The organism is Bacteroides intestinalis (genome assembly GCF_003464595.1).
GTDB classification, from domain to species: Bacteria; Bacteroidota; Bacteroidia; order Bacteroidales; family Bacteroidaceae; genus Bacteroides; species Bacteroides intestinalis_A.
On record NZ_QRZF01000039.1, the window covers coordinates 1 to 9,070 of the forward strand.

Here is a 9,070-nt window from a genome sequence, read left to right on the forward strand (position 1 = left end):
AGGAAGAGATTATTAGAGAGTGTAAACCGTTTACAGGCATAGTCATTATTCTACTGAAGGCCAGAGATATATCTCTTTATCCTTAGGAACAGTCGAGTGTTGACCTAGGTTAACAAGCCGATCAACCTTGGTTGACGAGTCGATTAACCTTGGTTGATAGGCTTGTTAGCCAAGGTCATCCCCCAATAAGACTTATTGGAAAACTCAACACACACAGGGCAAGAAACAAATGATCCCCTGTTTGTTTTCTAATCACTATTGGAGCTTTTACCGCAAAACATATGGCTAAATATTGTTTAGCACACACTTCATATCATCAAAAAAAGGTTGAAATCGTAAAAACAGAAAGATTTATTCAGAATAAATATCCTGAATTTCAACTACTTAAAATAATTATTTTAGTTTACTGATTTTAGTATTTAGATTTCCCAACTTCCAACTATTTTTGCCTGTGTTCATCCGAGGAAACAATAATATAAGCCAACGAATATTTCCGGATAATCGTTATGAAGAAATGGCTGCATTAGCCATTTTATAAAACAGCTAAAAACAAACTGAAAATCAATATACAATAATCAACAAATACAATATTAATTTTTATTCTTATGAGAAATGAAAAAATAGACATGAGTAGGGAATCGGATGCTTTCCGTATCTCCCAAGAAGGAATGTATATTATTACAGGTACCAATTCAAGACATGGAATAACAGTATCTGCCGGAGTACATGCAACAATTGTTCTACAAGATGCTAACTTATGTGATCTGGAAAACATGGGTGTTGCATTCCATATTGCAGAAGACTGTCATATCACGGTAATTCTTGAAGGAAACAATATGCTACACAGTGGCCGTGAAATGGCTGCAATCCAATCAAGAAAGAATTCCATCCTGATTATTAAAGGCGATGGGAAATTAATTGCATACGGTGGAGAAGGTGCAGCTGGTATAGGATGCGGGTATGCTACCGAATGTGGTGACATTATTATCGAAAGTGGAACGATAGAAGCCTATGCGGGTTATCAGCACGAGACTTCCTGGCGCGCGGGATCTGCAGGAATAGGCGGTGCCGGTCAATATGCAGGTCGAAAAAGCAAATGTGGAAACATAACTATTACAGGAGGAAAAATCATAGCTAAACGCGACAAAGGGAACTGGGATATTGGTCCGGGCGATGAAGGAACTTGTGGTAGTGTAAAAGTAGATAAGAATGTAATAGCTCCCGGAATGCATGTATATGGTTCTGCAGCTTCAGAACCAACCCATACTCCAATTTCTACTCCTCATTTGGGTACAGAACAATATGGAGATTTGAAACACATACCTATACCAAATGCAGGATTGGTCATTCTCTTCCCATTTCTACCAATGCTTTTTATGAGGCTTAATATGTTAAGCCAAGACCGCAGGAGTTTCAATAGTAACGAATCAAAAGTACGAGCTATATTCATTTTACAACGCCTTATAGCAAATGAAGACAAGGAGTATGATGAAAAAGATCTGTTCCTCAATCGTTTGTTAATAAATTACCCCTCCAACGAATCACTCCCTAAAAGACTGGAACTTAATCAAAATGAACTTAGCACAATAGATTCTCTATTGGAAGCAGCAAAGGCAAACTGGGAAAAAATGAGGAATACCTCAATGAGAGGTTTTCAAGAAGCTTTTTTGAGAAGAGCGGGATTTATAGAAAAGACTGAAAGGGAATGGGTTCTAACTGTAGAAGAACGTGCATTCGATATATTATTGGATAGCATTCCTTGGTCATACAAACTCATACGGTTACCATGGATGGAAAATATACTCAAGGTTAACTGGAGATAAACTCCTGCTCTGACAACAGTTCAGAAATTCACTTTTACATTTAAATAATCAGTATAGAAGACCTTTATCTTCTATACTGATTAAAAATTTTATGCAATTGTTATTGAAGAATCCAAATAAACATCCTGAATGGTATTCAATAATTGAACACCCTCTTCCATTGGCTTTTGGAATGCTTTCCGTCCGCTGATCAATCCCATTCCACCGGCACGTTTATTGATAACCGCCGTAACAACAGCATCACGCAAATCTGATTCTCCATGAGATTCACCACCGGAATTAATCAAACCGACACGCCCCATATAACCATTAGCAACCTGGTAGCGACAAAGGTCGATAGGATGTGAAGTTGCGAGTTCAGAATACATTCTTTCATCCGTTTTACCAAAGTGAATAGCTGTGAATCCGCCATTATTGGAAGGAAGTTTTTGCTTTACAATATCAGCCTTGATGGTCACTCCGATGTGGTTGGCCTGTCCGGTAAGGTCGGCTGCCGCATGATAATCAGTGCCATCCTTCTTAAAATCATTGTTTCTGAGATAACACCAGAGAATGGTTGCCATACCTAACTCATGAGCATATTCAAAAGCTTGTGATATCTCAATAATCTGACGACGACTTTGCTCCGAACCGAAATAGATAGTAGCGCCAACAGCTACCGCACCCATATTCCATGCTTCCTTCACAGTTCCAAACATCACCTGATCGTAAGAGTTTGGATAAGTCAGCAGTTCATTATGGTTCAGTTTTACAACGAAAGGTATTTTATGGGCATATTTGCGGGCAACAGCCCCTAATATACCAAATGTGGATGCAACTGCATTACAGCCTCCTTCGATTGCCAGTTTCACTATATTTTCAGGATCAAAATAGATCGGATTAGGAGCGAATGATGCTCCGGCTGTATGTTCTATATCCTGGTCGACCGGCAGAATGGATACATACCCGGTATTCGCCAAGCGTCCATGCCCGTACAAAGCCTGCAAGCTATTAAGGGTACGTACATTTCTGTCAGAATCCACCCAGATTTTATCAATCACATCAGGTCCAGGAACATGAATTAATTTCTTATCTATTGTCTTACACGTATGGTTCAGGTAATATTCTGCCTGTTGTCCCAACAAATCAACTGTTTTACTCATAATATATTCGTTTTTAATTTAGAATCATACTAAATAAACAGTTTTCCTTTGTCGATTGTTTATTAGTTTTCTGGGAAAACCATAAGCATAATATGAATTATCGGTGATATTTTCCTTTATCTTTTACCAGTATCACCTTTAACTGCGGATCGAAGAGCATCTCGCGTCCAATGGAAGACAACAAAAGTTGCAACTGACTACTCCGATGTTCCCAAGTTAATAGGTCTATGGAACGATTCAAACTTTCCTTTATCTCAGTATACCAGCATCCGGGAAAGGACAGGGCACTAACAACCTTTTTATCTGCAATTTCCTGCAAGCCCTTAATAAAGCACTTCAATTCTTTTTTACTTAAATCATCCGGATCATCGTAAGGTACATAAAACGAAGTATAATAACCACTTTGTGTGAATACTTCCAAAGCTTTCCAACTCTGTCCTTCTATAATCAGCCGATCTTTCTCTATCTGAAAAGATTCTACTAATCTGTCCAAACTTGAAAATGCCATTATTCTATTCTCAGGAGTCAGATTCTTTATATCCAACCACATTTTTCCTTCTTTCTTTCTCATATAAGAAAAATAGGATGCCAGGCCCAGGTAGAAAGTAGTATCAGCATCATGTGTTACATCAAATTTACGACTCTCACGAAAGACGAGATCAACTTCTATATTCGGATAAATCATATGCTTCTCATATAACTTCTCCATCGAATTACAACGATGGAGCCAGATCTTATCCGGATAGCGGCCTATCTCCCGGAATCCCATAAAGAGGATACACATCAATGTCAATACGATTCCCACCACAAGATGAATTGTTTTCATAATCAGTTTCGATAAAAAAATATTTGAAATAAGTTTTTATAGCCCTGTTTGGGTAATGATATTGCCTGTTTGTAATGACAAATATAAGATTTTTTATTCAGATAAAAGAATAGAAATAGACTAATCGCCTGTTTCTTTCTGTAAAAATGGTACTTTAATCCGTAATTTATCTAATTACAAATACCATTAACTGCCATATCTTTGCAACAAAAATAAATTAAAGCAATAAATTGAAATATAGAACATTTAAAATAATAGATTGAAACATGAAAAAAGTACTTGTAATATCCGGTCATACAGACCTTGCTACTTCAGTAGCTAACAAAACGATCCTTAACACAATTAGCCAGCGTCTTCCTGAAGCAGAAATAGTAAAGCTCGACACTCTTTATCCCAACTTCAGAATCAATGTCGATGCAGAGCAACAACGTTTATTGAAAGCCGACATCATCGTGTTGCAGTTTCCAATCTTTTGGTACAGCGCCCCTTCCATACTGGAACGCTGGATGGAAGAAACATTCCGACATGGCTTCTCTCATGGTAGTACCGGCGACAAACTGAAAGGCAAAAAACTGATACTCTCATTTACCACTGGTGCCCCACAAGAAATGTATTCTCACGAAGGGGCAATGGGGTATACGATTGATGAGCTTCTACCCTGCTATAAAGCCACATGTAATCTTTGTCAAATGGAATTTGCCGGATATATCTATACTGGCGGTGTAAGTTACGGCACACGTACAACCCCAGAATTGATAGAACGGCAAAAGGTAAAATCTGTAGAACATGCCGAAAGATTGATCAGATTGATGGAAACACTTTGATTACGGAAAAAATATGATTTTTTTCTTCATCATTTTTTGTTGCTGAACTTTCCGAAACGCAAATGTTATTAGACTGCAAATGAAATAAAGTTCATTCATTTTGGTGGATATTTAACCAATATTTTATAATTTTGCAGATGTGTTTTTGAATCTTTTGCGAGAAATATGAAAATATCTTTAAACATTAGACGAATTTTTCTTTTTACTGTCCTTTTCATCAGTAGTTCCGTAAGCAGGTGTCAGATTTATAAGTACATAGGACTGGAAAACGGCCTGAGCAACCAGAAAATATATTATATCCAAAAAGACCGAAGGGGATACATGTGGTTCCTAACCCAAGAAGGGGTAGACCGTTATGACGGAAAACAGATCAAGCATTACAATTTTTCAGACGACAGCATGAAGCTGGACTCACGAATTGCTTTGAACTGGCTCTATATGGACAGCGGGAATATATTATGGGTAATCGGCCAGAAAGGTCGTATTTTCAGATATGATTCACAGCATGATAAATTCGAACTGGCCTACGTACATCCGGAACTGATCAGAAATAAATCACAAGCATTTCTAAATTACGGTTATCTGGACAAGAGTGACCGCATCTGGTTATGTTATAAAGATAGTATTACATGGTATGATATCCGTACCGGAACGACTTTGCATATGCCGACACCAGTCAATGGTGAAATAGCTGCCATTGAACAGACGGATGACAACCATTTCTTTATCGGTACAGGGAGTGGGCTGTTTCATACCGGAATAGAAAAGGGGAAACTGAATATAATGCCTAATAAAGTGGTGGAAGGTATCGGCACATCAGTACATGCACTCTATTACCATGCTGTTTCAAAACAACTGTTTGTGGGAAACTATAAAGAGGGAATACTTATATATGACGTAGGGAAAACAGGAAAAATCATCCCTTGTCAATCGCCCAATAATGTAGAGATAAACCGGATCGTTGCTTTGGATGCCCATGAACTTCTAGTAGCCACGGGTGGGAAAGGTGTATATAAACTGGATATGAATACATACATGAGTGAGCCCTATATAACAGCTGATTATAATAGTTATAACGGGATGAACGGAAACAATATCAATGATATTTATGTAGATGAGGAAGAACGCATCTGGCTTGCCAATTATCCTACCGGTATTACCATCCGTAACAACCGCTATGGAAGTTACGACCTGATAAGGCATTCCCTTGGCAACAGTCTTTCACTGGTGAACGATCAGGTTCATGATGTACTGGAGGACAGTGACGGTGACCTCTGGTTTGCGACCAGTAACGGTATTAGTCTTTATCAGACCGACACAAAAGAATGGCGCTCATTCCTCAGTTCCTTTGATCCGGTACCGGATAATGAAAATCACATCTTTTTGGCACTGTGTGAAGCCGCTCCCGGAGTGATATGGGCCGGCGGTTTTATGCCAGGCATTTGCAAAATAGAAAAGAGGAAAGGATTTAAGATTAGCCACATTTCTCCTGCTGCTATTGCAGGAGTACGTCCCGACCAATATATATTTGACATTAAAAAAGATTCGGCCGGTGACGTCTGGTCCGGCGGATATCATCATTTGAAGCGCATCAATCTTGAGACAAAAAGTGTGCGTCTATATCCGGGAGTAAACTCCATCACTACCATTCAGGAAAAGGACACCCGGCAGATGTGGATTGGTACAAGAATGGGGCTCTACCAGCTTGACAAGGAATCAGGAGTTTATCAGTATGTTGACCTGCCCATTGAATCTCCCTATATATGCGCTCTGTACCAGAGAAACGACGGCATTCTATATATCGGTACCCGTGGAGCTGGATTGCTTGTATATGACATTAATAAAAAGAAGTTCATCCATCAGTACCGTACAGACAATTGTGCGCTGATTTCCGACAATATCTATACAATTCTTCCGCGTCAGGACGAGAGCCTCCTTATGGGTACGGAAAACGGAATTACCATTTATTCACCTAGAGAACACTCCTTCCGCAATTGGACGCGGGAACAAGGATTGATGAGTGTCAATTTCAATACCGGTTCTGCTACAACCTATAGCAAAAATACACTTGTTTTTGGTGGAAATGACGGGGCTGTCAGATTTCCGATAGACATACAGATACCGGAACCACATTACTCACGTCTATTACTACGCGATTTTATGATAGCCTATCATCCTGTTTATCCGGGCGATGACGGTTCTCCGCTGGAAAAGGATATTGACGAGACTGACCGACTGGAACTGGCCTACGGACAAAACTCCTTTTCTCTTGATGTAGCTTCCATTAATTATGATTATCCTTCCAACATTCTTTATTCATGGAAGATTGACGGTTTTCATAAAGAGTGGAGCCGTCCGAGTCTGGACAATCGAATTGTTGTAAGGAATCTGCCTCCCGGCAGTTATACATTACAGATTCGTGCCATATCCAATGAGGAAAAGTACAAAACCTATGAAACAAGGAGCATTCAGATTGTCATAACACCTCCGGCATGGGCCAGTGTATGGGCCATGGTTGGATATGCAATCCTACTGGTGTTGGTTATGGTTATTATATTCCGTATCATCATACTGCACAGACAGAAGAAAGTCTCGGATGAAAAGACACGATTCTTCATTAATACCGCCCATGATATACGTACTCCGCTTACATTAATAAAAGCTCCGCTGGAGGAAGTCATAGAAAACCGTATGGTGGAGGACCAGGCATTGCGGCATATAAATATGGCTCTTAAAAATGTGAATGCATTGCTTCAGCTGGCGACCAACCTGATAAATTTCGAACGGGTAGACGTCTACTCTTCCAACCTTTATGTTGCTGAATATGAATTGAACTCCTATATGGATAATGTATGTGCTACTTTCCGTAAATATGCCGAGATGAAACATATCAGGTTTGTTTACGAAAGCAATTTTGACTATCTGAATGTGTGGTTTGACAGTGACAAGATGGGATCTATTCTGAAGAATATTCTCTCAAATGCATTAAAGTATACACCCGAAAGTGGTAGCGTACGCATTTACGCCTGTGAGGAAGGAAACTCCTGGAGCATCGAAGTGAAAGATACCGGAATCGGCATTCCCTCATGCGAACAGAAGAAATTATTTAGGAATTGTTTCCGGGGTAGTAATGTCATTAACTTGAAAGTGACAGGTAGCGGAATCGGTCTGATGCTGGTATACAAACTGGTCAAGTTACATAAAGGCAGGATTCATATTCAAAGTACTGAGCATGAAGGCACTTGCGTGCAGGTAACTTTCCCGAAAGGGAACAGCCACCTACATAAAGCAAAATTCATCTCGCCCAAGACACCGAATGAATGTTCGGAGACTATCGTATCTGGTGGCACTTCAGGGTTACTATCCATGGAAATATCCCAAGTAAATGGCTCTTTACAACGTATCCTGATAGTAGAGGACAATGATGATCTGCGCAATTATCTTATTGATATGTTCAAAACGGGTTATAATGTCCAGTCCTGCCCGAATGGAAAGGAGGCACTTGTCATAATACGGGAGTTTGACCCGGATCTCGTCATATCCGATATAATGATGCCCGAAATGGGTGGAGATGAACTCTGCTCAGTTATAAAAGGTGATCTTGAAATATCTCATATTCCGGTCATTTTGCTGACTGCACTGGGAGATGAAAAAAATATGCTCGAAGGGCTGGAAATCGGAGCGGATGCCTACATCACCAAACCTTTCAGTGTGGGTATACTCAAGGCAACGGTCAAAAACATACTTGCAAATCGTGCTTTGCTCCGTCAGGTTTATAACAGCATTGAAGATAGAGAACAGACTCTTCCAGTCAATTGCACCAATACCTTGGATTGGAAATTCATAGCCTCTGTCAAGGAATGCATAGAGAATAACATGGGAAATTCGGACTTCAATGTAGACATGCTTAGTAGTCAGCATCACATGAGCCGTACAAGTTTCTTCAACAAATTAAAGGCATTGACCGGTTACGCTCCAGCTGATTATATCCGGATGATACGTTTGCAACATGCCGCACAATTGCTAAAACAAGGCGAACATACGGTAACAGAGATTGCTGATATGGTTGGATTCTCGGATGCAAAATACTTCCGAGAAGTATTTAAGAAATATTACAATGTAAGTCCAAGCAAATTTAATACAAAATCAGAAAACTGATAGTCAATAAAGTTGGTTACTCAACTGTTGAGCAGCTGACAAAAAAGGCATTAACTACCGAAGAGAATCATCGTAATAGCCGGAAAAAGATTCCAACTATTACGATGATAAAGAACGACGTTACCAGCATCTTTTTAGACACTGTAATGAATATCTGATCACAGTTTATTACAACAATAGGTTCTTTATCACTCATCCATTACTTGAAATATAAAAAAATACATTTCAGAGCACACACTCAATATTAAAATTACTGATTATCCGTTTATGCACCTGTTATATTCGCAATTACTAGTC

At 39.4% G+C, this 9,070-nt stretch carries 5 protein-coding genes; 3 read left to right on the forward strand and 2 right to left on the reverse strand.

Annotated features, from left to right (window positions below; all coding sequences use genetic code 11):
• The first annotated feature begins 605 nt into the window (after window positions 1-605).
• The gene (locus DWW10_RS25270) at window positions 606-1,823 is read left to right on the forward strand and encodes a contractile injection system tape measure protein (protein ID WP_118420948.1); all 1,218 of its coding nucleotides are present in this window, start codon (window positions 606-608) and stop codon (window positions 1,821-1,823) included.
• A gap of 89 nt (window positions 1,824-1,912) precedes the next feature.
• On the opposite strand, the gene DWW10_RS25275 is transcribed toward DWW10_RS25270, so the two are convergent.
• The gene (locus DWW10_RS25275) at window positions 1,913-2,965 is read right to left on the reverse strand and encodes a class I fructose-bisphosphate aldolase (RefSeq protein WP_007216083.1); all 1,053 of its coding nucleotides are present in this window, start codon (window positions 2,963-2,965) and stop codon (window positions 1,913-1,915) included.
• Between the two features lie 97 nt (window positions 2,966-3,062).
• Window positions 3,063-3,791, reverse strand: a complete 729-nt coding sequence (locus tag DWW10_RS25280; protein WP_259320540.1) for a hypothetical protein — start codon at window positions 3,789-3,791, stop codon at window positions 3,063-3,065.
• A 266-nt stretch (window positions 3,792-4,057) separates the two neighbouring features.
• Between DWW10_RS25280 and DWW10_RS25285 the strand changes: the two genes are divergently transcribed.
• Both DWW10_RS25285 and DWW10_RS25290 read left to right on the forward strand, forming a co-directional pair.
• The gene (locus DWW10_RS25285; RefSeq protein ID WP_118420947.1) at window positions 4,058-4,615 is read left to right on the forward strand and encodes an NAD(P)H-dependent oxidoreductase; all 558 of its coding nucleotides are present in this window, start codon (window positions 4,058-4,060) and stop codon (window positions 4,613-4,615) included.
• A gap of 165 nt (window positions 4,616-4,780) precedes the next feature.
• Entirely contained in the window at window positions 4,781-8,773 is a 3,993-nt protein-coding gene (locus DWW10_RS25290) for a hybrid sensor histidine kinase/response regulator transcription factor (RefSeq protein ID WP_182021544.1), read from the forward strand.
• The last annotated feature ends 297 nt before the right edge of the window (window positions 8,774-9,070 follow it).

What these genes read in the sequence shown, in the direction of transcription:
- DWW10_RS25270 (WP_118420948.1), top strand. Translation starts at nt 606, where the DNA reads ATGAGAAATGAAAAAATAGACATGAGTAGGGAATCGGATGCTTTCCGT.
- DWW10_RS25275 (WP_007216083.1), bottom strand. Translation starts at nt 2,965, where the DNA reads ATGAGTAAAACAGTTGATTTGTTGGGACAACAGGCAGAATATTACCTG.
- DWW10_RS25280 (WP_259320540.1), bottom strand. Translation starts at nt 3,791, where the DNA reads ATGAAAACAATTCATCTTGTGGTGGGAATCGTATTGACATTGATGTGT.
- DWW10_RS25285 (WP_118420947.1), top strand. Translation starts at nt 4,058, where the DNA reads ATGAAAAAAGTACTTGTAATATCCGGTCATACAGACCTTGCTACTTCA.
- DWW10_RS25290 (WP_182021544.1), top strand. Translation starts at nt 4,781, where the DNA reads ATGAAAATATCTTTAAACATTAGACGAATTTTTCTTTTTACTGTCCTT.